General features: G+C 66.3%; 16 protein-coding genes. 4 read left to right on the top strand and 12 right to left on the bottom strand.

Going from position 1 to position 22,166, the window contains the following annotated elements; genetic code table 11:
* Positions 1–135 precede the first annotated feature (135 nt).
* A complete protein-coding gene (locus tag ABE85_RS01765) occupies positions 136–885 on the bottom strand; it encodes an SDR family NAD(P)-dependent oxidoreductase (RefSeq protein WP_067269548.1) in 750 nt (249 codons plus the stop codon).
* A gap of 166 nt (positions 886–1,051) precedes the next feature.
* Positions 1,052–1,636 (bottom strand): TetR/AcrR family transcriptional regulator, encoded by a 585-nt coding sequence (locus ABE85_RS01760; protein ID WP_067269546.1) that lies wholly within the window; start codon positions 1,634–1,636, stop codon positions 1,052–1,054.
* Positions 1,637–1,781: 145 nt separating this feature from the next.
* On the opposite strand from ABE85_RS01760, the gene ABE85_RS01755 reads away from it, so the two are divergent.
* Positions 1,782–4,151, top strand: coding sequence for an ATP-binding protein (locus ABE85_RS01755; RefSeq protein ID WP_067269544.1), 2,370 nt, complete (start codon positions 1,782–1,784; stop codon positions 4,149–4,151).
* Between the two features lie 52 nt (positions 4,152–4,203).
* On the opposite strand, the gene ABE85_RS01750 is transcribed toward ABE85_RS01755, so the two are convergent.
* From ABE85_RS01750 to ABE85_RS01740, 3 genes are all read right to left on the bottom strand, one after another.
* Positions 4,204–6,408 carry a molybdopterin cofactor-binding domain-containing protein gene (locus tag ABE85_RS01750; RefSeq protein WP_067269542.1) on the bottom strand — a complete coding sequence of 735 codons (2,205 nt, stop codon included), beginning with the start codon at positions 6,406–6,408 and terminating at the stop codon, positions 4,204–4,206.
* A complete protein-coding gene (locus ABE85_RS01745; protein WP_067269540.1) occupies positions 6,405–6,878 on the bottom strand; it encodes a (2Fe-2S)-binding protein in 474 nt (157 codons plus the stop codon). Before ABE85_RS01745 ends, ABE85_RS01750 begins: the two co-directional genes overlap by 4 nt.
* Before the next feature lie 228 nt (positions 6,879–7,106).
* Positions 7,107–7,958 (bottom strand): ketopantoate reductase family protein, encoded by an 852-nt coding sequence (locus tag ABE85_RS01740; RefSeq protein ID WP_067269539.1) that lies wholly within the window; start codon positions 7,956–7,958, stop codon positions 7,107–7,109.
* A gap of 65 nt (positions 7,959–8,023) precedes the next feature.
* On the opposite strand from ABE85_RS01740, the gene ABE85_RS01735 reads away from it, so the two are divergent.
* The gene (locus ABE85_RS01735) at positions 8,024–8,908 is read left to right on the top strand and encodes a LysR family transcriptional regulator (RefSeq protein WP_067269537.1); all 885 of its coding nucleotides are present in this window, start codon (positions 8,024–8,026) and stop codon (positions 8,906–8,908) included.
* On the opposite strand, the gene ABE85_RS01730 is transcribed toward ABE85_RS01735, so the two are convergent.
* The 6 genes from ABE85_RS01730 to ABE85_RS01705 form a co-directional block, all read right to left on the bottom strand.
* Positions 8,867–10,093, bottom strand: coding sequence for a PepSY domain-containing protein (locus ABE85_RS01730; protein ID WP_067269531.1), 1,227 nt, complete (start codon positions 10,091–10,093; stop codon positions 8,867–8,869). The two genes, ABE85_RS01735 and ABE85_RS01730, sit on opposite strands and share 42 nt — an antisense overlap.
* Positions 10,094–10,106: 13 nt before the next feature.
* Complete coding sequence (locus tag ABE85_RS01725; RefSeq protein WP_067269530.1) at positions 10,107–10,820, bottom strand: hypothetical protein; 714 nt, start codon at positions 10,818–10,820, stop codon at positions 10,107–10,109.
* A gap of 1 nt (position 10,821) precedes the next feature.
* Positions 10,822–13,371, bottom strand: a complete 2,550-nt coding sequence (locus tag ABE85_RS01720) for a TonB-dependent receptor (RefSeq protein ID WP_067269529.1) — start codon at positions 13,369–13,371, stop codon at positions 10,822–10,824.
* Between the two features lie 139 nt (positions 13,372–13,510).
* On the bottom strand, positions 13,511–14,476 hold the full coding sequence (locus tag ABE85_RS01715; RefSeq protein ID WP_067269528.1) for a FecR domain-containing protein: 966 nt from the start codon (positions 14,474–14,476) through the stop codon (positions 13,511–13,513).
* A complete protein-coding gene (locus tag ABE85_RS01710; RefSeq protein ID WP_067269527.1) occupies positions 14,473–14,976 on the bottom strand; it encodes a sigma-70 family RNA polymerase sigma factor in 504 nt (167 codons plus the stop codon). The genes ABE85_RS01715 and ABE85_RS01710 overlap by 4 nt, the downstream gene beginning before the upstream one ends.
* 204 nt (positions 14,977–15,180) lie before the next feature.
* Positions 15,181–15,549 carry a hypothetical protein gene (locus ABE85_RS01705; RefSeq protein WP_067269525.1) on the bottom strand — a complete coding sequence of 123 codons (369 nt, stop codon included), beginning with the start codon at positions 15,547–15,549 and terminating at the stop codon, positions 15,181–15,183.
* A 710-nt stretch (positions 15,550–16,259) separates the two neighbouring features.
* Here ABE85_RS01705 and ABE85_RS01700 point away from each other — a divergent pair.
* Entirely contained in the window at positions 16,260–18,407 is a 2,148-nt protein-coding gene (locus ABE85_RS01700; protein ID WP_067269523.1) for a P-loop NTPase fold protein, read from the top strand.
* Between the two features lie 339 nt (positions 18,408–18,746).
* Positions 18,747–20,384 (top strand): triacylglycerol lipase, encoded by a 1,638-nt coding sequence (locus ABE85_RS01695; protein ID WP_157521840.1) that lies wholly within the window; start codon positions 18,747–18,749, stop codon positions 20,382–20,384.
* A 382-nt stretch (positions 20,385–20,766) separates the two neighbouring features.
* Here the strand turns inward: ABE85_RS01695 and ABE85_RS01690 are convergent, their stop codons facing one another.
* Positions 20,767–22,140, bottom strand: coding sequence for a HAMP domain-containing sensor histidine kinase (locus ABE85_RS01690; RefSeq protein ID WP_067269520.1), 1,374 nt, complete (start codon positions 22,138–22,140; stop codon positions 20,767–20,769).
* Positions 22,141–22,166 lie beyond the last annotated feature (26 nt).

Below are 22,166 nucleotides of genomic sequence, written 5' to 3'. Positions count from 1 at the left end.
GTGGTGGCGGAGGCGCTGCTCCCTGAGCTTCATGGACTCGAGGGGAACGGCGCGCCGCCAGTGTCAGGACCCGGTCGGCCGCGGGCAAGGCTGCCATCGCAAGGCAGCCATGCGCGTGGCGCAATGAAGCGGGGTTCAGAGCTTCGTGCCGCCGCTCGCGTCGATGATCTGGCCCGTGGTCCACGCGCCGTCCGGCCCCGCCACGAAGGCGACCACGCCGGCGATGAACTCCGGCTTGCCGACGCCGGGCAGCGCCTGCACCTGCGCCAGCGTTTCCTTGCCGCCCGGCTCGTTGATCCAGGCGCTCATGCGGGTGTCGATGGCGCCGGGGGCGACGACGTTGACCGTGATGTTGCGCGGTCCCAGTTCCGCCGCCAGTTGCAGCGTCAACGCGTCCACGAAGCCCTTGCTCGCGGAGTAGGCCGTGATGCCGGGGAACGCGATGCGCGTCGCCGCCGTGCCGATGTTGATGACGCGACCGCCGTCGGGCATCACCGGCACCACGCCCTTGGTCACGTTGAACAGGCTGCGCATGTTGACGCTGACCAGGCGCTCGAAATCCTCGGCGCTGGTGTCGGCCAGGCCGGCGAACACGGCGATGCCGGCGTTGTTGACCAGGATGTCGATGCGCGGCAGCTTGAGCGCGGTCACGCGCTCAACCAGTTGCTGACCGCCGTCGACGGCGGACAGGTCCGCCTGCACCACATGCGCCTTGGCGCCGGCGGCACGCAGCGAAGCGGCCAGGGTTTCCACCTCGTCGCGGCCGCTGCCGTAGTGCAGCACCACTTCCGCGCCGTCGGCGGACAGGCGCTGCGCGATGGCGGCGCCGATGCCGCGCGATGCGCCGGTGATGAGGGCGATTTTTCCTGCAAGGGACTGGCTCATGATGTGCTCCAAATAGACCGATCGGTCAAATTAAGGGGAAAGAAAAGCCGCGCATGCGGCCGGAAGGAAATCAGGGGCGGAGAGAAGGTGTCCGGTGAGGGTCGCCGTGGTGGGCGCGATCGGCGCGATCGGCGGGGTAGCCGCGGTGGGTGGGATCTATGGCGGATCACACCCTGTCGAGCACCGACATCGCGAGCGCCACGGAGCGCTCCATCTGCGCGCGACTGCGGCCCGCCTGCGCGGCGACGCGCAGCCCGCTGGTCATCGCGATCATCAGCTCGGCGAGTTCGGTCGACGGCGTCGTGCTGACGATCGACCCATCGCGCTGACCGCGTTCGATTTCGGAGCGCAGCAGCTCGTGCGTGGATTGCCAGCGGCTGGTCAAGGCCCAGGCGAGCGGCGCATCGGAGAGGCCTTCCAGCAGACCGCTGGTGACGATGCAGTGCTTGTCGACCGCGTTGTCGCTGGTGCAGCTCGCGACCATCGCCTCGAAGTACACCTCGATGGCCAGGCGTCCCGTCTTCGCCGCCTGCACCGCCGCGATCGTGTGCGAGGCCCGCTGCACCGCGCAGTCGATGGCCTGCAGGTACATGGCCTGCTTGTCGCCGAAGGTGTTGTACAGGCTCTGCTTGCCCAGGCCGGTCGCTTCCTGGAGAAGCGCCAGACTGGTGCTCGCATAGCCGTGCGTGGCAAAGACGTCGGTCAGACGCTCCAGGACTTCGGGCTCGGAAAAGCGGCGTTCGCGTGGCATGGGACGGATCCTACGGCGTATTGGACCGATCGGTCAAGTCTTGGGATCTATCCCTGCCATCCGATGTCGTACCGCCGCACCTTCGGCTGCGGAGCAACGAGCGCCCTGTTGGATACTTTGAAAAGACGCGTCGCTTCATCCGTTCATGGCCAGATTCTTTCCCCAACTCGAAAACACCGAATTCCGCAGCGAGGGCGAATTCACCCTCTTCCAGGAACTCGCAGGGCTCGACGATGGCTTCATCGTCATCCACTCGCTTCCTTGGCTGCGAGGGAAGACCAAGCGGCTGTTCTCGCAGGAACTCTTGAAGTACATCGAGGTCTCCTCCGACAGGAAGCATCTCACCGGAGAGGTGGACTTCGTCATCCTGCACGCGTCGCTTGGCATGCTCTGCATCGAGACGAAGTCGGGTCGATATCGCCCCTCGGGCGTGCGCTTCATCCATGAGCGGGAGGGCTACACGATCGACCCTCTGGGGCAGGTCAAGGACAACACCTTCACCGTGATCGAGATGCTGGACAGCTGGGAGATGAAATGTCCCGTCGGCTACGCGGTGCACTTACCGGACAGCGATCTCGATGCGTCGCAGATCGCCAGCGCGTTCATGCCTATCGGCCGCCCACTCCAGGATGGCATCCTGATCCTGCAGAAGCACCGCCAGGACATCCCTTCTCGCATCGTCGAGCTCATGTCGCACTGGAAGGCGGCACTGAACTACGGCGCGCAACGTGACTTCGAACGAGAGATCACCCGCTTCCTGGAAGCAGTCTGGCCCCGAGAGGCCCAGGCAGGACTTCTTGGACGAAAGATCATCGCGAACGGAAAGTTGTGGCTCAGGCTCGACGACAGGCAGGCGGCTCAAGTGACGAACTGCCTCGGCAGCAATCGGCGGCTCATCGCGGGGTTCTCGGGCAGCGGAAAAACTCTCATCGCCCGCGCGCTGGCCGAAGAGTTTGCGTTACCGGATCGCAAGGTGCTCGTCCTGCTCAAGAACCGCCAGATCACGCAGAAGGTCTCCTCCCAACTGAGCCATCTCGGCCGGACCGTTACGGTTCAGACATTCCATGCCTACTGCGAATCCCTGGGCGCCCGGAACCTGGCCACCGGCAGCGGCGAGCCTGACTACGACGAGCACCACCGGGCACTTCACGGGAAGGTGGATCGCCAGTACGCGGTGCTGATCGTCGACGAAGCCCAGGCACTCAACGAGGCGGATCATCTCGCGTTGCGCGGCCACTTCGTCAACGCGCGCATTTTCCTGTTCGCAGACGAACTCCAGGTGCTGCCTGGCATCGAGAAGGGCTGCACCTATCGATTCCTGGAGGACACCTACGGAGAGCGTTTCTACTACCTCGCCTCTGTCTATCGCAACCCCGGTGGCATCACCAGGACGATGATCGAGATGCGGCCACCGCGGCACGAGGTGCATATTCCTCGCCCGGTGGCCGACGACGACCTGTCGAGGACGATCACCTGGGACGTGTCCAAGAGCCTGGAGGTCCTCCGGCAGAAGCTTGTGGCGGAGGGGGCGAAGACGGATGACATGGTCGTGCTCAGTCAGTTTCCGATCGCGCCTGGCGTGATCGCGCGATCCACCATCTCGGCTTATCGCGGCATGGAGAAGCCGATCGTCATCGTCGTGGCGGGATTCGACATGGACGACACGACGCTGGCCTGCGCACTGGGACGCGCCACCACACGGGCCTACGTCCTCGTGCCTGTCGGCCTTCTGATCGGCCGGGGCGGCGTGAAGTCCGATTTCCTGCGCAAGGGGCTGGAGCAGACCGATATCAGTCGATTCCTCGACAAGGATGCCGGCGAGCCAGAGCCACGATTCATCGACAACCTCGTCTGCAGATTCGCGGGTCGGATCGCCAGCCACGAGGTCTTCGGCGGACACTTCAGCTATGCGACTCGCTGGCGGCGATGGCTCTATCAAGGGGCAAAGTGGCACAACCGCGGCGCACAGCTGTGGGCGAACTGGCTGGAATTGAGGACCGGGATTCCGGTCTGCGGAATCGATCCCGTAAGGAACAGCCTCACCGAAGGAGACCTGCAGGATTGCGAGTCTTGCGGCGGGAGAACCCCGCACCATCTGCGCCGTGGCTGCCTAGCCTGTGAGACGGCACCTCTGGACGACGAGGAGGCGCGCAGCCTTGCGGGACTGGCGTCGCATCTGGACGCCATCCACACGGACAAGGCGCAGTCGGTGATCAACGTCGCGGCCCTGGTGGGCGACTCCAAATTTCAGCGCATGGAGGAATGGGTCGGCGGGGGGACGGTCTTCTTCCCCGAGCTCTTCCTGGCGACCTCGATCATCGAGTTCCGGATGCTTCGCGGTGCCCCCGCCGCCACCAAGTCCCAGATGGAACAATGGCTCCGTGACATGCTCGTCGCCAGCGAACTCACCGATTCCATCGAAGGCCTCACAGGTCGGGCCATCGGAAGCCTCTGCGGACAGAAGCTGTTGATGAAGACCGGGCCGGGACAGTATCAGTTGACGGGTCCTCAATAGCCTGGCGATGCGGGTCTGGGCGACGCCCACGCGGCGCCGCCTGATGGCGACCTCAGGCCTTCGACAGGTCCGTGTCCTTCAACGGCAACTGCCGGATCCGCTTGCCCGTGGCCGCGAACACCGCGTTGAGCACGGCCGGCGCAGCCACGGCGATCGTGGGCTCGCCGACACCACCCCAGAAGCCGCCCGACGGCATGACGATCACTTCCACCGCCGGCATGTCGTACAGGCGCATGACGCCGTAGGTGTCGAAGTTGGTCTCGGCGATGGCGCCGTCCTTCACCGTGTTGCCGCCGAAGAGCGCGGCGCCCAGCCCGTACACGAACGAGCCCGCCACCTGCGCTTCCACCTGCTGCGGATTGACGACGTGGCCGGGGTCGGTCGCCGCGACGATGCGCAGCACCTTCAGTTGCCCGTCCTTGACGGACACCTCGGCGACGGCCGCCGTGTAGCTGCCGAAGCCCATGTACTGGGCGATGCCGCGGAACACGCCCTTGGGCGCGGGCGTCGTCCATCCGGCCCGATCAGCCACGGCCTGCAGCACCGCGAGGTGCTTGGGCCGTTTGGCCATGTGGAGCTTGCGGAACTCGAAAGGATCCTTGCCGGCGGCGTGCGCGAGCTCGTCGATGAAGCACTCGCTGTAGATCGCGTTCTGGTTGGTGTTCACGCCGCGCCAGTAGCCCGGCCGCACATGCGGGTTGCGCATCGCGTGGTCGATCAGCAGGTGCGGCACCTCGTAGCCGAAATGCCCCTCCGGCGAATCCGCCAGCAGGCCCTGAAAGACGGTCGCGTCGCCGTTGGCGGTGATCCCCTTCGGATTGACGAAGGACGTGATCGACTGGCCGGCGATGCGCATGTGCAGCGCGCCGATGCGGCCCTGTCCATCGAGCGTCGCGCGCAGGCGGCACTGCGTCACCGGATGGAAGCGGCCTTGGCGCATGTCCTCCTCGCGCGTCCACATCATCTTGACCGGGACACCGGGACGCTGCTTAGCGATGCGCACCGCCATGGCCAGATAGTCGGTGGCGAGACGGCGCCCGAAGCTGCCGCCGATGCGCATGGGATGGACTTCACACGCGGTGATGTCGAGCCCCGCTGCGTCGGCGACCGTCGCGAGCGCCGCTTCCGCCACCTGCGTGGGCGCCCAGACATCGCAGCGCTGCGCGGTCCATTGCACCGTCGCGGACAGCGGCTCCATCGGCGCGTGGTTCTGGAACGGCGTGCCGTAGTCGGCCTCGATCACGCGCGACGCGCCCTGCAACTGGGCCTTCGCATCACCTTGGCGGTTGCCGACGAAGGGCGTGTCGCCTTGCAAGCCCCCGCTGATCAGCGCGGCGATGGAAGCGCTGCTGACCGACGCGTTCGGTCCCTTGTCCCAGACGATGGGCAAGGCGTCGAGCGCGCGCTTGGCCTGCCAGAAGCGATCGGCCAGCACGGCGACGGTGGCGTCGTCGACCTTGATCACGTCGCGCACGCCCGGCATCCTGAGCACGGCCTGCTTGTCGAAGCTCACCAGCGTGCCGCCGTGGACCGGACAGGCCTTGGGCAGCGCGACGATCATCCCCGGCATGCTGAGATCCATGCCGTAGACCAGCGAGCCGTTGAGCTTGTCCGCGGTATCGAGCCGCTTCAGCGGCTTGCCGGCGATGCGCCATTGCGACGGGTCCTTGAGGACGACGTCCTCGGGAATCGGCAGCTTGTTGGCGGCTGCGGCAACGGCGCCGAAGGTGGTCTGGCGCCTGGAGGTCGCGTGACGGATGGTGCCGCTGTCCACGCTGCATTCGGCGACAGGCACGGCCCATTGCTGGGCGGCCGCGCTGACCAGCATCGAGCGCGCGGCCGCGCCGGCCTTGCGCACGTAGTCCTGCGAACCGCGGATGCCGCGCGAGCCGCCGGTGCCCATGTCGCGCCACACGCGGGCACGCGCCCGGTTGGCGCCGGGCTTCACCAGCTCGAAGCGGACCTTGGCCCAGTCGCACTCGAGTTCTTCGGCGACCAGTTGCGCGAGCCCGGTCAAGGTGCCCTGCCCCATCTCCGCCCGCGCGATCCGGATGACGACGGACTCATCGGGATGGATCAGCAGCCAGGCCGTCACCTCGCCGGTCGGCGCCGCACCCGCTGGCGCAGCGCCCGGCGCCTGGGCTTGCGCCATGGCGCCCGCCACGGGCAGCGTGAACTCGAGGGCAAGGCCGCCCGCCGCGAGGCCGGTCGCCTTCAGGAAATGACGTCGTGCGACGTCCATCGTCACGGCGCTCATCGTTGCGCTCCCGCGCCGCGCAGGCGCTGGGCGGCCAGCTTGGTCGCGGCCAGCACGCGCGGATAGGTCCCGCAGCGGCAGATGTTGGTGATGCCCGAGCGGATGTCGTCATCACTGGGATCGGGCGTCTGGGCGATCAGGGCGGCGGCGGCCATGATCATCCCGGGCTGACAGTAGCCGCATTGCGCGACGTCCAGCTCGGCCCACGCCTCCTGCACGACCTTGAACCGCGTCTGCCCCAGACCCTCGATCGTCACGATCCTGGCGGTGGCCGGCACCGCGCTGGCCGGCATCACGCACGAGCGCAGCGCCACGCCGTCCATGTGCACCGTGCAAGCGCCGCATTGCGCGACGCCGCAGCCGTACTTCGTGCCGGTGAGCTGCAGCTCCTCGCGCAGCACCCACAGCAGCGGCGTGTCGCCCTCGACGTCCGCGCGCAGCTGGCGGTTGTTGACATTCAGTTCGGTCATGGCTTGCCTCCTTGTCACAGGATCCGGTCTACGAGCGGTGACGCGGCGCCCGGACGGTGCGGCGGCAACCCTCGCTGTCGGGCGACTCTAGGCGGGGACAGGCCCTCGCACAATGTGGTGATCCATGTCGAAGACGGAGGGATTGGCGTGAAGGGGCTCGCGTGGGCGACTGGCGCCGAAGTCGTGCGAATGGCAGCCGGACAGGCGGCCGCGCCGCTCCTCCAACGCTCAGGGCCGGATGTCGCGCAGATGCGGCGCGTGCCCGCCCGCCGCCTCGGTCATTCGATCGATCAGCCAGCGTGTTTCCTCGGGACCGAACTTCCCGACCTCGCGCACGCTGGATGAGCGGCTGAACGCCCACATGACCGCGACCGCCAGCCCTCGGGGCAGGCCGCCGAGGGCAGCCACGACACCGGGCCGCAGCGGGTGCCCGAGACGCCGGACCAGCGCGAAGCCTTCGATCAAGGCGTCCACGAGCCGGCGCGCCTCCGCCCAGGTCAGCGCGGACGGCCGCTCGCAGGTCCACAGGCCCGCCACGAACAGTGGCACCACCATCGCCACGTGACTACGCAGGAAGGCGGGCATGTCGGGCTCGATCTTGCTGCGCAAGCCGGCCTCGGCAAACAAGGTCTTGAGGTCCGGCCGCGAGACCGTGACGATCATCCCGGGGCTATCCACGTTGAACCGGATCCGTTGGTCTTCAAGGAAGGCGAGCATGTTCGGGAAGCCGAGCGCCACGCGATCGCCGCCCAGCGCCGCCCGATAGACCGCCGTATCCACGAAGCTGTTGAACATCAGCAGGATGGTGCGGGCGGCGCTCGCCGCCAGCGCGGGCAGCAGCGGCGCGAACTGGTACTCCGGCACCGTCACGATGACGAGGTCCACCGCCAGATCGGGATCCAGCGAGGCGACGGCGGTGACCGGCGCCGAGCGCCCGTCGACCGTCAACACCGCGCGGTCGCGCTGCAATGCGGCCAGCCGCTGGCCGCGAGCGACCACGGTCACCTCATGACGGGCCTGCGAGAAATGGAAAGCGAGCGTGCTGCCGATGCGTCCGGCACCCAGGATGAGGATCTTCATGCCGCGATCCTAGGGAGCGGACGGCTGTCCGGGAACGGGCACCAGCGCTAAACTGATTTCCATCCATGGACAACCTCTCCTGGGACGATCTTCGCGTCCTCCTCGCCGTTCATCGCGGCGGCAGCCTGCTCCAGGCCGGCCGCCAACTGAACCTGTCGACGTCGACGACCGGTCGACGCATCGCCGCGCTCGAAGCGGCGCTGGGCACGACGCTCGTGCTCCGGTCCCAGGTCGGCACGACGCTCACCGCCGAGGCGCTGCGCCTGATCCAGGTCGTGGAGGGCTTCGCGCATGAGCTGCAGGCGCTCGGACGCGATGCGTCTCCCGTGATCCGCACGCTGCGGATCTCCGTGCCCAACGGCATGGCGGCACCGTTGTCGGGCCCGTTGATCGCGCTCCTGCGCGACCGCCCTCACCTGGACATCGAGCTGGTCGGGGAGAACCGGATGGCGGACGTCGCCAAACGGGAGGCGGACATCGCCGTGAGGCTCGTTCGGTCCACATCGAACGTGCTGGTCGAGAAATCGCTGGGCACCTTCCGCTTCGCGCTCTTCGCCTCCGCCGACTACGCGCGGCGGCGGCTGCCCGATCGCCGGCTGCATCGCGAGACGGCCGCGGACCACCTGTTCATCGGGCTCGGCGCGCAGTGGAAGCACCTGCCGCATGAGCGCTGGATGGCCTCGCTCGGCGCCCGGCGCTATGCGTTCACGTCGAGCGCGATCGAGGCGATCGTCGAGGCGACGCAACAAGGCATGGGCCTGGCAGCGCTGCTCGAAGCCGACCCCCGGCACAAGGACCTGGTGCGGATCGAGACGGAGACGGCGGGGCCGTCACAGCCGCTGTACCTCGTCTACCACCGCGATCTCAGGCGTTCGCCCGACCTGCGCGCGGCGGTCGCCGCGATCGAGTCAAGCCTGCGCGCCGCCGGGGGCCTGCGCAAGGCCGGCTGACTGCGCCTTGCGGAGCCGCTTCGCCGCCGCCTCGCGTTCGAGCCGCTTGCGGCCGAGGTACAGCCACCAGCCGGTGATCGCGAACGCCGGCAGCATCAGCGCCGCGATGAACATCGCGATGCGTCCGGGCAGCCCGAACAGCGTGCCCATGTGCAGCGGATAGATCGCCGCCAGCGCGCGACCGCCGGCCGCCTTCGCGCCGTAGCGCTCGTCCTTGACGACCTCGCCGCTCTGCGCCTTGATCGTCGTGCGATTGCGCGCGCGTTCATGCGCAGGCGAGGTGTCGAGCCACGTGAAGAGGATGGGCGCCTTCGCGCCCGTCGGGACGCGCACGATGACCTCGCTCCAACCGCCCGGCACTGCGGCGCGCTCGAAAGCCTGCCAGGCCGTATCGATCGCGACAGGCTTGTCGACCGCCTTCTCGACCTTCGCATCGGTCGCCTTCTCGGTGTTCTTCTCGGCGTTCTTCTCGGCCATCGGCTTAGCAGGGGCGCGCGGCGGCCGCGGCTCGCCGAGCCACGCGCTCACCGGATCGCGCACGCCGTCGAAGGCCCAGAAGATGCCCGTCAGCGTCACCGGCACATAGGCCACGAGACACGCCGTACCGACGACCAGGTGCAGCCGCCGGAGCAAGGCGCGACCGCGCGTCTTGCGGTCGATGCGCCACCACTCCGAGACGCTCTTCCAGTCCCGCGGCCAGCGCAGATAGAGGCCGGACAGCGCGAGCACCAACAGCCCGATCGCCAGCACGCCGGTCACGACGCGCCCCGGCTCGCGCGGCAGCAGCAGCCACCGGTGCAAGGACTCCGCGACTTCGAAGAACTCCGCGCCCTTCACGTCCGGCAGCGGCGTGCCGGTGACAGGGTTCAGATAGATCACGTCGCCGCGGCGCTCTCCGGGCGCGGGTTCCAGGATCGCCTTCGGCGTCCGTCCGGGTTCCGCGTACAGGGTGAGCGTCGCCACGCGCCGTTCCGGCTCCGCAGCGGCAAACCCTCGCAGCAGCGCGTCCGGCGTTGCGGGGCGATACGACGGTGCGTCGATCCGCAGCACACCCGGGTTGATCGCCTCGGTGATCTCCTGGCGGAACGCGAGCGTCACGCCCGTGAGTCCGATGAACAGCAGGATCGAGCCCGCCGTGATGCCTAGCAGCCAATGCAGCTGGGTCCAGAACTTGCGCGCGGTCATCGCCTTCCTTGGGTTACCGTCCTGCCGCCCAGTCGACGGCGGCATCGAACAGCGCGAGCCCGCTCGCCGAGAGATTGGTGAAGGTGTCATTGTCGAGGAACACCATGACGCGTCGCGCCGGCGCGAGGGACTCGTAGTGCATCGTCGCGCCCTTCTCGTAGCCGAAGAGCGCCGCCTTGCCCGGCTCGCCGTAGATGGTGGCGATCGTCGTCGCGCCCGGACCCGGCCGGCCCCAGCCCATGCCGGCCTGCTTCACGTAGACGTTCGCCAGGCCCGCCGGCAACCCGCCCGCCATCGGATGCGGCGCGTTGACGATCCACAGGTAGCGCTCCTTCGTCTCCGCGCCGAAGTCGACGTCGTGCTTCTTGCCCGTCATCGCGAGGTCGTCGAGGAAGTCGTTCTCCCAGGTCAGCAGCGGGACGCGCACCTGCCGCCAGCCCGTGTCGACGTCCTTGCTGGACACGGTGGACGAGATCACCACCAGCGCCGCGTTCGCGGCCACATCCGGCGACGCCTTCTGGTCCTCGAGCTGAACGACGAAGCCGCGCTCGCCGAGGCGCTTCGCGACGGCGTCGTCGACGGCGCGGTGCGGGCCGCTCTTCTGGACGACGAGCACGACGCGCTCGCCAGCCGCGAACGCGGTCGATGCCGCGCCAAGGCCGATGGCCGCGAGCATCGCGCCGATCGCGGCGCTGGCGCCTCGCAGGAATGTCCGACGTGCGCTCATCTCAGAACTCCATCGACGCCGACAGCAGCACCTGACGCGCATCGCCGACGGACACGAAGTAGGTGTTGACGCTCGACGAGTAGTAGGTGCGGTCGAACAGGTTCTTCACATTGAGCTGCAGCTTCAGCGGACGGCCGCCGGCCTTGGTCTCATAGGTCGCGAAGGTGTCGGCGACGCTGTAGGCCGGCAGCACGAAGCTGTTGGCGGAATCGCCGGGGCGACGGCCGATGTAGCGCGCGCCGCCGCCGATGCGCAGCGTGCCGGGGCCGATCTGGCCGAAGTCGTGCACCACCGACAGCGAGCCCGTCGCGCGCGCCACGTTCCACAGCCACAGGCCGGCGAACTGCGGGTCCTCGGTCGTCTTCGCGTCGGTGTAGGCCAGCGAGGCGATGCCTTGCCAGTTCTTCGCGAACTCGCCCGCGATGTCGAACTCGATGCCGCGCGAGCGCGCCGCGCCGTTGGTGCGCCAGTCGGTGAGCTTGGTGGCGTCGTTGAACTGCGAGACCAACACGTTGCGCTTCTTGATCTCGTAGACGGCCAGCGTGCTGGTGACGCGGCCCGGCAGGTCCAGCTTCACGCCGGCTTCCCAGGACTTGCCCTCTTCCGGATTCACCGACGAGTCGATGACGACGCCCGACGACAGCGGCGCGATCGTCGATTGCGGCTTCAGCGAGGTCGAGTAATTGCTGTACAGCGAGACCGAATCGGTCACGTTGTAGATGAGGCCGACGCGCGGCAGCCACTTGTCGCCGCTCGTGCTGGTGTTGGCCTTGAACGGCGGGCCGCGGCCGGCTTCCTGCGTCCAGTGCTGATAACGCAGACCGCCGACGACGGTCCAGCGCTCGCCCAGGCGCAGCGCGTCCTGCATGAACACGGACTGGTTGTGCAGCTTGTCGGTCTGGTCGCTGTCGCTGGCGGAGATGGTCTGCGACGGCTGCTCGGTGCCGTAGACGGGGTTCAGGTAGCTGAAGACCGTCTTGGTCGCCTGGCGCAGCAGGTCGCGGCGGTAGATGAGCCGGTACTCGGCGTCCGCGCCGACCTGCACCTCATGCGTGATGCCGCCGGTCGCGAACTTGCCGTCGACATAGGCCGTGCCGTAGCTGTCGGTGCTGAGCGCGCCCTGCGTGCCGTCGTTGTTGCGCGTGAGCGTGCCGGTCTTCGTGTTGACGCCGTTCACGCGCAGCTGGTTCGCGTCGTAGGTCTCGCGGTTGTAGCTCGCGTTCACGTGCGCCGCCCAGCTGCCGACTAGCTTGTGGTCCACCGACAGCTGCGCCAGGTGCGTCTCGCCGTCCATCTGGTTGAACGGCTCATCCAGACGACGCGTCTTCGGAATGGGCAGCGCCTGCTTGGTCGCCGGGTCGAACACGGTGCCGCGGTCGAACGGCGTCAGGTAGTTGCGGTACTCGTACCAGAGCACGGCCTGCGTGTCGCGCCCGTACCAGGCCACCGACGGCGCGATCAGCGTCTCGCGATGGGTGCCGAAGTTGCGCCAGTAGTCCTCGTTGACCTGGTCGACGACGAGGCGGTAGGCCAGGCCCGTCTTGTCGGCGGGGTCGACGTTGCCGATGGGGCCGGTGGTGTCGAGCGTCTCGCCGATGCCGGTGCGGCCGCCCGCGTAGCCGGAACCCACGATGGACACGCTGGTGCGCGCGTTCAGGCGCGGCTTCTTGGAGACGACGTTGATCACGCCGCCCGGATCCATGATCCCGTACAGCAGCGAGGACGGGCCCTTGAGCACCTCGACGCTTTCGGCGGCGGCGTTCATGCCGCGGCCCTGCACCAGCGGCATGCCGTTGTGCATCACCGAGCCGTCGCGATTGCCGCCGAAGCCGCGCTTCATGATGGTGTCCTGCGTGCTCGCGAGCGTGTTGCCCTGCGTGATGCCGCTGACGTTGTAGAGGGCGTCGTCCAGGTAGCGCGGACGCTGGTCGCGGATCACCTGCGCGGAGACGACGTTGACGACCTGCGGGATGTCCAGCATCGAGTCGGTCGTGCGCAGCGTCGACGCGTCGGGCGTGGGCTGGTAGCGGCGGTCGGCTTCTTCAGGAGCGGGCGCGGCGCGCGCGACGACGCGGACCTGCGGCAGCGTGATGTCGGCTTCCGGCGCGATCGAAGCGCCCGCCGCCATTTCTGCGGTGGCGGCGTCCGAGGTCACGACCGCATCCTTGCGCAGCGTGTAGACGCCTTGCGCGTTCGGCACGGCCTGCAGCCCGGTGCCATTCAGCAGCGCGGCGAACCCGGCGCTCACCGTATGACGACCTTGCAGGCCGCGCGAGGCGATGTCCTTCGTCAGGGCGGGATCGAAGGCCAGCGTCACGCCGCTGGCGGCGGCGAAGCGGCCCAGCGTCGTGGACAGCGCGCCGGGCTCGATGCGGTACTCGCGCTCGCCGGCCGCGGCGTTCGCGGCGGTCGTCGATGCCTGCGCATTCGCGGCCAAGGGCATCGCGACACCCGCGCACAGCAGCATGGACACCGCCAGCCCGACGGGCGTGGAACGGCGGGCAAAGCGGGCACTGGCGTTGAGCGGACGAGGGGTCGAGCGGGACGTCATGGAGTCGGTCTTTCCAGGGAAGGTGCGGAGCGCTTTCGATGGGTGTCGAAGGTTCTCGGAGTTCTCTTCCCTGTTGCCGGACGAGCCGGGAAAACATGAAGCGCGACGATGCAGTGGTGTGCGCTATGCGCGCCGAGCGCTAAGCGCCGCGCGGCCGCACGGTCGCCCAGTACGCATTCGCGCGATCCACGCGGACCGGCAGCGTCGCCTCCAGCGCGGACAGCGCGCGGTCGACGTCCAGCACCGGGAACGCGCCGGACACGCGCAGCTCCGACACCCGCGGATCGCACCCGAGGCGGCCGCGCCGGTATCGATCGAGCTCCGCGACGACATCGCCCAGGCGCGCGTTGTCGACGATGAGGCTGCCGCCGGTCCAGGCCGTCATGTCGCCCGAGATCGACTCGGTGCGACCGATGCTCGTCTCGTCGACGCCCACCTGCTGCCCCGCGTCGAGTCGCCGCACGGCGCCGCGCGTGCTGCGGATCTCGACGGCGCTGTCCACGACGGCGACGTTGAGGCGCCGGTCTTCGAAGCGAAGCAGGAAGCGCGTGCCCAGCGCCCGCACGCGACCGACGGCGGTGTCCACGATGAGCGGACGCGGATCGCGCGCGCCGGCGGCGCCCAGGGCCGTGGCCGTCTCGATGAAGATTTCGCCCTCGTGCAGACGCAGCGACCGCGCCTGCGCATCGAATCGCACGTCCAGCGCGGTGGCGGTGTTCATCACGACGACGCTGCCGTCGGCCAGCGCCAGACGGTGCTGCTCGCCGGTGGCGGTGCGATGGTCGGCGAACCAGGCCGAGGTGCCGAGTCCGTCGGATTCACGCCAGAGTCCGTAGCCCAGCACGCTCGCCGTGCCGGCGATCGCGGCCGATTTCAGCAGCTGTCGACGGCGCGGGGCCGGACGTCGCAAGGTCGGCGAGGCGAGGTCCGCAGGCACGCCGGACATCATCCGTTGCACGCGCTCGACGCGTTCCCATTCGACCTGATGCGCGGGATCGGCGGCATGCCAGGCGGCCCACTCGCGCCGCTCCTGCGGCGTCGCGTTGCCCGAGGCGAGCAGCACGAACCACTCGACGGCGCGGGTGCGTGCGTCCGCGTCGCTCACGCGGCGAGTTCGACGCAGCGGGACATCGCGGTCGCCATGTAGCTCGCGATCGTGCGCTCGCTGACGCCGAGGGACTGCGCGATCTCGCGGTAGGTCAGCCCGTCGAGCTGCGACAGCAGGAAGGCCTCGCGCACCGGCCGGGCCAGGCCGTCGAGCATGTCGTCGATCGCCTGCAGGGTCTCCAGCAGCAGGCTGCGGTCCTCGGGGCTCATCGCCCAGGCGTCGGGCCTGACGGCCATCGCCTCGATCAGCGCGCGCTCCAGGTCGCGACGCCGATACAGGTCGACGACGAGGCCCCGCGCAATGGTCGTGAGGAAGGCGCGCGGCTCACGCCACGTGCCGGGTTCGCGGCGGGTCAGCAGCCGCTCGAAGGTGTCCTGCGCCAGGTCGGCGGCGTCGACGGCACAGCCCAGTTGCCTGCGCAACAGGGACTGCAACCAGCTGTGATGCTCGACATACAGCGAGCCCACCAGCTGCGAGGACGCGGACGTGACGGACATGGACCGGGACGGGAGGCGGAAGGTTCGACCGCGGCGACCGTTCGCCGCGGAACGCGTTCAGACACGCGAAGGCGCAGATGATAAATGCGAACCATTATCAACGGCAAATGTGCGGGGAAGGTCGCGGGCGATTGGTGGGCGGGTGGGGTCAGGTGTTGCGGCCGCCCCCTCCCCCGCCCAAGGCCCGCGCACTCAAGCCGAGCGCTAGCGATCGTTGTCCACAGCGCGCTCCACCACCCCGAGCATCCCGAGCCCTTCGCGCAGCGACTCCTTCACCGCATTGGCCAGGTGCTTGGCCGGATCGTCTTCCGCGCTGTTGTCGGCCAACAGGGAGAGCATCGACGCGCCGCTCACCAGCAGTGCGCGCAGATTGGCCAGCGCCGAGCCCATCGTCAGATCTGCGCGCAGGCAGATCGCATCGGAGCCGAGACGCGGGCCGAAGATTTGAGGCTCGGTCATGCCCCAGTCGTGCTGCAGATGGATGAGGGTCTGCTGATCGCAGCCCGCGAGCGGATGGCGCGAGCGCAGCGGCTTGTCGGACTCGTCGATGCGTGCGTGTTGGAAACTTCCCATGTCGAACTACCCCGGTCAATGTTGGACACCACCGGCTCCGACGTTGAAGGCGACATGCCTTCGGATCGACCGGAGAGGTGGGCGAGATGTCAAAAGCACGGCAATGACGTGATGGCCGTCCTCGCGGAGAGGCCCATCTCGCCCATGATCGAAAGACCAAGGACGCTGACGCCGATCAGCGGATCGGTGCCGGGATTGCATGGCGCTTTTGAAACACCGGGGTCCATGCTCCGTCCGATTCCGACTTCGTTCTCTGATCTAAATCAAAGACGGCCGGAGGTTCATTCCTTAGAGGGAGTGATGGGGGAGGCGCCTCCTCCTTTGGGGTCAGGGCTTGTCAGGTCTGTGTTGGCATGCGCGGGAGGGGGCGCCGGCGGCTCCGTTGACTCAGCGCCAAGGCAGGTCGAAAGCCGCCGGGGAAGGCCTTGCAACAGCGCATCGCGTTGCAGCGGCAGCGGCAGCGGCAGCGGCAGCGGACATACTTGAGCGGTAGTCCTGTACGACAAAGAGCATCGACAACACTAGACACGTCATCGATTCCTTTGATGTGGAAGGCGCAACCCAACAGCAGTGATTCCCGTCACATCATTCTTCAATTCTTATCGAGTGAGCCGGGGGGCCTTCTAAACTTCAGCCAAGAAATTTTCTCAAGACCGCTCGACGTCGCGTTCGATGCGGGCTAAGCACTTGAGTTACCCGCGGGGGAAAAGATGACAGAAGACATCAGAACGAAGCTCGGCGTGGACCAACCACTCACGGCCACCGACGGACTCGCCCAAGACAAACTGCGGCGTTTAGGGTTCGCTAGGGCTGCCGTTCAAGCTCTCCAGCAGGTGAGTACAACTGCGGGATTCGTGGTGTCAGTTGAGGGGGCGTGGGGGAGCGGCAAGACCTCGGTTCTGGGCATGATGGAAGCCCTGCTGGGGGGTGTGGAGCAACCGCCCCTGGTCATCCATTTCAATCCCTGGCAAATCGGTGAGCGTGATGCGCTGCTCCGCGCGTTCTTCGGGAAGCTCGCTGGCCAGCTAGAGCTCTCGGACAACGTCGCCTCCGCAAAGAGAGCGGCTCATGCGTTGAAGTCTTACAGCAAGGTATTCGACGTCATCAAGCTGGTGCCCGGCGCCGGCGAACTTGCGAGCGCTGCCCAGGACATCATCACGGGCGCGGGCGAAGCCATGGAAATTGCCGCCGCGCAGCGCGAGACTGACGTTGAGGGGCAAAAGCGAAAAGTGGAATGCGCGCTCCGCGAGTTCAATCGACGCATCGTTGTCTTTGTCGACGATATCGACCGCCTCTTCCCCCAAGAGGTGTTTGAGATGGTCCGGATCATCAAGGCCGTTGGCGACCTGCCGAATGTCGGCTATGTGCTTGCCTGGGATCAGGAGTATGTTGGTGCGGCACTAAAAGCCGCGAATGTTCCTCGCGCTGAAAGCTATCTGGACAAGGTCGTTCAAGTTCGCCTGCCGCTGCCCGCCATCAGCCACGCTGCAAGAACGAAGCTGTTCGACGAGGGGCTAATGGAGTTGCCAGATGCGGCGCGGGCTCCGCACTTCCCCGAGGCGACGGAACGCCTATCGACCATTTACTTCTTAGCCCTCCGCGACCTTCTTGAGCAGCCTCGTGACTTCACACGCATTTTCAACACGGCCGCCGTAATCGAGCCGTCGCTCCGCGGAGAGGTGGTTCTCGCTGACATTGTTGGCCTGGCGGCCTTGATGGTGAAAGCCGGGAGCGTGTACGAGTTGCTCAAGCGCGAGCCGCGGGGATTCGTGGGCCGTATGCCAGCGGATCGCTATGCGCTTCACAAGGACTCTGAATCGGTGAACGATGCAAGTTCCCGGCGAGATGCAGCCATAGCCCAGAGCAGTTGGCCGGAAGCTGTTCGTCGCCTCGTCTATCTGCTCTTCCCGCTGACCGCGACGGCTGACAACGTAACGGCTTTCGGTTCGGTGAGCGATTCGAATGGACATCTCGCCGCCCCCGAAAGGTTGATGGTCGCTTTACAGATGCACGTCGGCAACGAAGATGTGAGTTATGTGCAAGTCAGGAAGTTCCTCACGGTTCCGTCCGAACGTCTTGCAATCGTTCGGGGACTCTCAGTCGACAGCTCCGCCGAGTTCCTAGATGCATTAGGAGCCTTGGCTGCCCAGTGTCCGCTATCGCCATACGCTGCAACCGAGGCGTGTTTGGACATCTCAAGCTTTATCGAAGAGGAGCCTTTGGCGTCACGCGCGCGAGAGCAAGGTCGATTCTTCTCGGTTCCGCTTGCTCGAACTGCCCTTGAAGCCATGTCTGCCATCATCAAGGCTTCTGCGCCGACGGCTGGCCCCAGCATTGCGGCGAGGCTCATCGCGAACGCGAAAGGACTCACTATCGCGACGGAGGTGTTTTTGAAAAGCTTCTGCTACGCAAGTGATAGCGGTGATCTGCTTGTTGCTGAGAAGGACCAGCGCGACGAGTTGGCAGGCGTCCTCGCGGAGAACATTCTTGCCGCAGCAAAGCACGGGGAGCTATTCGCGCTCGCCAACAGCGGTCGGGTTCTATGGAGCATCACGCTCGTGAGCAAAGAAGCCGCGCCACAGGCACTGGAGCGCATTCGGGCGTTGGACCCAACGTTGGACCGGTTCGCCACCGAAATTCTTGGCCATAGCTACGACTCCCACAAGGGGCTTCGTTTTTCGCTACCGGAGGAGACGGAACGTCTGCAGGCCTTCATGCCCTTGGACGAATTCAAGGCTCATGCGAGAACGCGACTGGAGGATCCGAATCTACGCCTTCCCGCGTTGGCTGCCTGGAGGGCCGTTGCAGAAGAATCGTCGGTGTATGCAGTGGACGGATCCAACGCGAGCCAGCATTGAGCGAAGCAAAGCCGCGCCTGCATCGCAGCGGGAACGGATGTTCACGCGCAGACGGACAACTGGACACGGCCAAAGACTGCCCTTGTTGAACGATCGGTCTGACACGAACTAATGGGCCGACCGGTTCACACGCCCCAATCGGTGTGTCAGCTCAATGCGAGAGAGCCCGCGTAGCTGCAACCCCGAAGTCTAGGCGGTGGGCGTCTCTCATAAGTATTGATGAAGCACCGCGTCGACTTGCGGTCACGCCACGCGGCTGCGTCAGAGAATCTCACCGACACCGCACATTGATGGCTGTCCATGCGCGTGGTTGGTGTCGTCACCGCTAGGGGAGTAGGCATGGGTAGCACCGTGTTTCTTGTCCATGGCACCTTCGCCAGGGCAGCACCATGGACTCAAAAGGGCTCCACACTGCGCACTGCGCTAGAGGCGCTGGGACCAGAGGGGGAGGTGGTCTGTGAGCCCTTCACCTGGAGCGGGGCCAATCTGCAATCGCATCGCCTGAAGGCCGCTGCGGAGTTGCACGCGAAGCTCGACGCCGCGCAAGCACAAGACCCCAGTCGCAAGCTCTTCGTTGTCGCACATAGCCACGGCGGAAGCATCCTTAACCTCACGCTTTCTCGTTATGAAGATGCGAGCGCGAAGCTAACAGGCATGGTCTTCCTCTCAACGCCGTTCATACTGGTTTCTCGGCGCCCGCATATGGAAGGCATACGCCACATGAGCGAGTACTTCATGTGCTTCTTCGCGCCACTACTCTCCTTGGCACTTGCTCTCGGAATCGGCTATCTAGTTGATATCAAAGCGAATTGGCTTATCAACATGCTTGTGCTTTGGTGGATCGCGTCGACATACCTCACGCCTCAGAGGTTCGTCAATGCACGCCTGCCAGACGTGAGCTTTCGAAAGTGGCTGGTGAACATCTCCGCCATTTATTTCGGCATCATGGTCGCGATCGCTCCGACGACCTTTTTCCATCAGTTACTCGCTGATCGTGATTGGCATCCCGTAGCTTCGTTCGTCTTGTCGGTGCCCGTCCTCGTAGCTTGCGGCACCTTGGCGCTCAAGGTGCTCGGCCGCTGTGGCCTGCTCTACGACACGGTTGGAAGTGACTCTCATATCACCGTTTCGATCCAGCGCGTGCTGAAGGATTTTGAGCAGCCGTCGCTACCAACCGACAAGGCGCTGTATGTCCGATTCACCTCCGATGAGGCATCCCTGAGCTTAGCCTTGGCACAAGGGCTCTCCAAGCTCATCGACTTCTGTATGAATGGCTTTCTCTCTGTGCTCTCGGTCGCCTCGCCTAGCTTCTGGAGGGCTGGCCGCCGCCGGCTCGGCATCGCCGCGCGAATGATCTGGCTGGCCGCCTTGTGCGTAGTGCTGTTCCTCCTCACCAATTCAGCGGTCAACCTACTGCTGGGCGTGGCGGGCTTGTTGGAGGCCGCGATGAGCAGTCTGTTCGATGCTGTGATCCATCTAAAGGTTCCGGACACTTGGAACTTCTCGCATTCGATGGCGATTGAGCTGGCGGCATGGCTGGAGCCCTATCTCGCGTGGAGTCTGGATCTCGGCAGCGGCAGACACCCACAATCCGTCGTGAACGCAGCTCTCGCGGCGCCCATCCTGATCCTGACTTGCCTTGCTGCTCTCCTGTCTTTGCCGTTTGGTGCAGCGTATTTCTGGTCGGCCGTGCACGTGGAATTCAGCGTGGAGGCGACACCAGCCGGCGAATGCACACTCGTCACGTTTTGTCCTCAGGCTACGGGGAGCGACGAAAGTGCGCCAGACTTATGGGATCAGTCACTGATGGCCCATTCGCTGAGCTATACGGACCCGCGGTCCATCGAGCGAGTCTGCGAGCAGATCAAGAGCTGGATCGCCACTGGCACCGAACTGCCGGCGATGGAATCGCCACCCACCCGATTGGCCGCCGAAGGTCAGGCCACCGCGATAGCGTCCGTAGATCGAATGCCTTAGTACGCCAAAGGAGACGGGCGCACGCGGCACACGGCCGCCGCCGCGCAAGCGGCGACTCATCTGCCGTAGCTGGCTCCGAATCTGAATGGAGTGACAAAAAACAAGACTATGTCGTCAAGCGATCTCGGGGGCCAGGTGCTCTGACTTCCGATATCCCGTTCCGGCAAACGGCGTTACCGCCCGCTAAGCTTTGACCTTAAGGGGCCGTTTCGAGGCCTATCAACTCAAATGATCGACCGGCTGGCTAGGGCTGCTGCGAGTTGCCCGCCAAGCGCGTCACGCGAGGAGCCGCTTCCATCCTGCAACAGTCTTTGCCGGCATACCTTGCATGAGGATAACGAGCAAGACCGATCGAGCACCTGCAACGGTATGCTGTTCGATATCAAGCGACTGCTTCATTGCCCGCCGGCGATGGCCCCAGCCGCATCGATACGGCAAACCCCTGCTCCGCCTTCGGCAGCGTCAGATCGCCCCCATGCGCCCTCGCCACGAGGTGCGCCATCATGAGCCCCAGCCCCATGCGCCCTTCGTATTGCTGACTGGCCAGCGCCGCATTCAAATCCTCGCGCTTGCCCGCATCGACGCCATCGCCGTTGTCTTCGAGCGCCAGCTCGCATCCCCCGTCTTCACTCGGCCGAATGCGAAGCGTCGCGTGAGTCGCCCGATGCCGACACGCGTTATCGAGCAGATTGATCAACGCAGCCGCAAGCAGATCCGGATCGGCATGCACACGCGCCTGCGCCGGCAGCTCCAGTTCCAGCCCATCGGGCAGCGGCAGATGCCCCAGCAGCTCTGACACATCCAGCGGCTGCCACTGCAGGCTCATCCCCGTGCGGAACAAGGTCAGCAAGGCCGTCACCACACGACGCAGGCGATCAGTCGCTTCCCGCGTGCGCTGCAGCCGCGCGCGCTGCCCCTCAGGCGCCTCGCGCAGCGCCATCGCCAACTGCGCGTCCATGCCCGCGAGCGGCGTGCGCAGCGCATGCGCCGCATGCGCGCTGAAGGCCCGCTCGTTGGCCACCCGCTGCGCCAGCCGATGCCCCAGATCCAGCACCGCAGCGCGGATCGCCGCCAGTTCCTGCCGATGCTGCTCCGGCAGCGACTGCCGGCTGTCCAGCGGATCGTATTGCGCGAGCGCCCGCGTCATGTCCGACAGCGGCTCAAGTTCGCGCCGGGCCCGGCGGTTCAGCCACACCATGCAGAAGCCACCGACCAGCAGCGCCGAGATCGCGCTCGCCATGCCGACCCGGTCGCGCACTTCGCGCCGCTCGCCGCTGGTCTGGGCGACGATCAGCCAGCCGTCGACATAGCCCGTCTTGAACGGACGGACCAGCACGCGCCAGTCGCCGTCATGCGTGCCGTGCTCGCTGCGATCGCCCAGCGCGGCGTGCGGCGGCGACGAGGCGGCGTCGCCGTTCCAGTCGCTGAACCCGGGCGGCAATCGCCACGGCGCCATCGGCGCCAACGGCGACCGGTACAGCAAGGTTCCATCACCGCGCACCAGCTGCCACGAGAAGTGCGTCGAGAGATCGTCCTCGTCGGCCACCGCGCTGCCCTCGGGCGCACGATCGCGCAGCAGTTGCCCCAGCACCTGCGAGGACGCCTGCATCGTCTCGTCGAGCAGCTCGTCGACCTCCTCCTGCACCACCGCCCACACCAGCACGCCGGCCAGCAGCGCCCAGCACAGCGAGATGAGCAGCACCTGCCGACCGAGTCGACCGGCGATTGATGGAACGCGCGGCACGGGCACGGACATGGATCTTTTGGTTGGCTGAATCCAGC

The organism is Mitsuaria sp. 7, from assembly GCF_001653795.1.
Classification (GTDB): domain Bacteria; phylum Pseudomonadota; class Gammaproteobacteria; order Burkholderiales; family Burkholderiaceae_C; genus Roseateles.
This window is presented reverse-complemented; position numbering and strand designations above follow the sequence as displayed.

What these genes read in the sequence shown, in the direction of transcription:
- ABE85_RS01740 (WP_067269539.1), bottom strand. Translation starts at nt 7,958, where the DNA reads ATGAAGATCCTCATCCTGGGTGCCGGACGCATCGGCAGCACGCTCGCT.
- ABE85_RS01755 (WP_067269544.1), top strand. Translation starts at nt 1,782, where the DNA reads ATGGCCAGATTCTTTCCCCAACTCGAAAACACCGAATTCCGCAGCGAG.
- ABE85_RS01735 (WP_067269537.1), top strand. Translation starts at nt 8,024, where the DNA reads ATGGACAACCTCTCCTGGGACGATCTTCGCGTCCTCCTCGCCGTTCAT.
- ABE85_RS01710 (WP_067269527.1), bottom strand. Translation starts at nt 14,976, where the DNA reads ATGTCCGTCACGTCCGCGTCCTCGCAGCTGGTGGGCTCGCTGTATGTC.
- ABE85_RS01730 (WP_067269531.1), bottom strand. Translation starts at nt 10,093, where the DNA reads ATGACCGCGCGCAAGTTCTGGACCCAGCTGCATTGGCTGCTAGGCATC.
- ABE85_RS01760 (WP_067269546.1), bottom strand. Translation starts at nt 1,636, where the DNA reads ATGCCACGCGAACGCCGCTTTTCCGAGCCCGAAGTCCTGGAGCGTCTG.
- ABE85_RS01745 (WP_067269540.1), bottom strand. Translation starts at nt 6,878, where the DNA reads ATGACCGAACTGAATGTCAACAACCGCCAGCTGCGCGCGGACGTCGAG.
- ABE85_RS01720 (WP_067269529.1), bottom strand. Translation starts at nt 13,371, where the DNA reads ATGACGTCCCGCTCGACCCCTCGTCCGCTCAACGCCAGTGCCCGCTTT.
- ABE85_RS01705 (WP_067269525.1), bottom strand. Translation starts at nt 15,549, where the DNA reads ATGGGAAGTTTCCAACACGCACGCATCGACGAGTCCGACAAGCCGCTG.
- ABE85_RS01695 (WP_157521840.1), top strand. Translation starts at nt 18,747, where the DNA reads ATGGGTAGCACCGTGTTTCTTGTCCATGGCACCTTCGCCAGGGCAGCA.
- ABE85_RS01700 (WP_067269523.1), top strand. Translation starts at nt 16,260, where the DNA reads ATGACAGAAGACATCAGAACGAAGCTCGGCGTGGACCAACCACTCACG.
- ABE85_RS01765 (WP_067269548.1), bottom strand. Translation starts at nt 885, where the DNA reads ATGAGCCAGTCCCTTGCAGGAAAAATCGCCCTCATCACCGGCGCATCG.
- ABE85_RS01725 (WP_067269530.1), bottom strand. Translation starts at nt 10,820, where the DNA reads ATGAGCGCACGTCGGACATTCCTGCGAGGCGCCAGCGCCGCGATCGGC.
- ABE85_RS01690 (WP_067269520.1), bottom strand. Translation starts at nt 22,140, where the DNA reads ATGTCCGTGCCCGTGCCGCGCGTTCCATCAATCGCCGGTCGACTCGGT.
- ABE85_RS01750 (WP_067269542.1), bottom strand. Translation starts at nt 6,408, where the DNA reads ATGAGCGCCGTGACGATGGACGTCGCACGACGTCATTTCCTGAAGGCG.